The sequence below is a fragment of the Neisseria sp. P0022.S010 genome, assembly GCF_051956635.1.
Window position 1 is genome coordinate 1 of sequence record NZ_JBQCXF010000718.1, and the last position, 1,200, is coordinate 1,200.

Sequence of the window (1,200 nt, forward strand, 5' to 3'; positions counted from 1 at the left end):
GCCTATCAAGTTCTATGCGATTGAATGTGTGCTCTTTAACCCTTTCAAGGAAATAACATGTCTCAAATTACTATGCGTCAGATGATTGAAGCCGGTGTTCACTTCGGTCACCAAACCCGTTTCTGGAACCCGAAAATGGCCCAATACATTTTCGGTGCGCGCAACAAAATCCATATCGTAAACTTGGAAAAAACCCTGCCGATGTTCCAAGAGGCGCAAGAAGCCGTACGCCGTCTGGTTGCCAACAAAGGTACAGTATTGTTCGTAGGTACCAAACGCCAAGCCCGCGACATCATCCGCGAAGAAGCTACCCGCGCCGGTATGCCTTTTGTCGATCACCGTTGGTTGGGCGGCATGCTGACCAACTACAAAACCGTTAAGCAATCCATCAAACGCCTGGAAGAAAAAACCGCCGCTTTGGAAAACGCTGCCGAAGGCGGTTTCAACAAAAAAGAAATTCTGGAAATGCAACGCGACGTTGAAAAACTGGAACGTTCTTTGGGCGGTATCAAAAACATGAAAGGCCTGCCTGACGCGATTTTCGTTATCGATACCGGCTACCAAAAAGGTACTCTGGTTGAGGCTGAAAAACTGGGCATCCCTGTTATCGCCGTAGTCGATACCAACAACAGCCCTGACGGCGTGAAATACGTTATCCCTGGTAACGATGACTCCGCCAAAGCCATCCGCCTGTACTGCCGCGGCATCGCCGACGCAGTTTTGGAAGGCAAAAACCAAGCGCTGCAAGAAACTGTAGCCGCTGCCCAAGAAGCTGCTGCCGAGTAATTCGGTACACGGAAGAGGGGCGTTATGCCCCTTTTCTCAAATCCCGTTCTGAAATCCGTTTCAGACGGCCACTATTTCCAAACACGGCAAATGGCCGTGTTCCCAAAAATCTAGGAGATTCAAAATGGCAGAAATTACTGCAAAAATGGTTGCCGACCTGCGCGCCGCTACCGGCCTGGGCATGATGGAATGCAAAAAAGCCTTGGTTGAAGCCGAAGGCAACTTCGACAAAGCCGAAGAAATCCTGCGTATTAAATCCGGTGCGAAAGCCGGTAAACTGGCCGGCCGTACTGCTGCCGAAGGCGTATTGGCTTACGCGATCAACGGCAATGTCGGCGCATTGGTTGAAGTAAACTGCGAAACCGACTTCGTTGCTAAAGACGCCGGCTTCGTAGAATTTGCCAACTTCGTTGC

Annotated in this window: 2 protein-coding genes; both read left to right on the top strand. The window is 50.3% G+C overall.

Translation table 11 applies throughout. The annotated features are described in order from the left end of the window. Positions 1 to 57 precede the first annotated feature (57 nt). Positions 58 to 786, top strand: coding sequence for a 30S ribosomal protein S2 (gene rpsB, locus ACTHUT_RS20900; RefSeq protein ID WP_002258397.1), 729 nt, complete (start codon positions 58 to 60; stop codon positions 784 to 786). A gap of 124 nt (positions 787 to 910) precedes the next feature. Continuing rightward, a partial coding sequence (gene tsf / locus ACTHUT_RS20905) for a translation elongation factor Ts (protein ID WP_440419722.1) occupies positions 911 to 1,200 on the top strand: 290 nt, incomplete at its 3' end.

What these genes read in the sequence shown, in the direction of transcription:
- rpsB (WP_002258397.1), top strand. Translation starts at nt 58, where the DNA reads ATGTCTCAAATTACTATGCGTCAGATGATTGAAGCCGGTGTTCACTTC.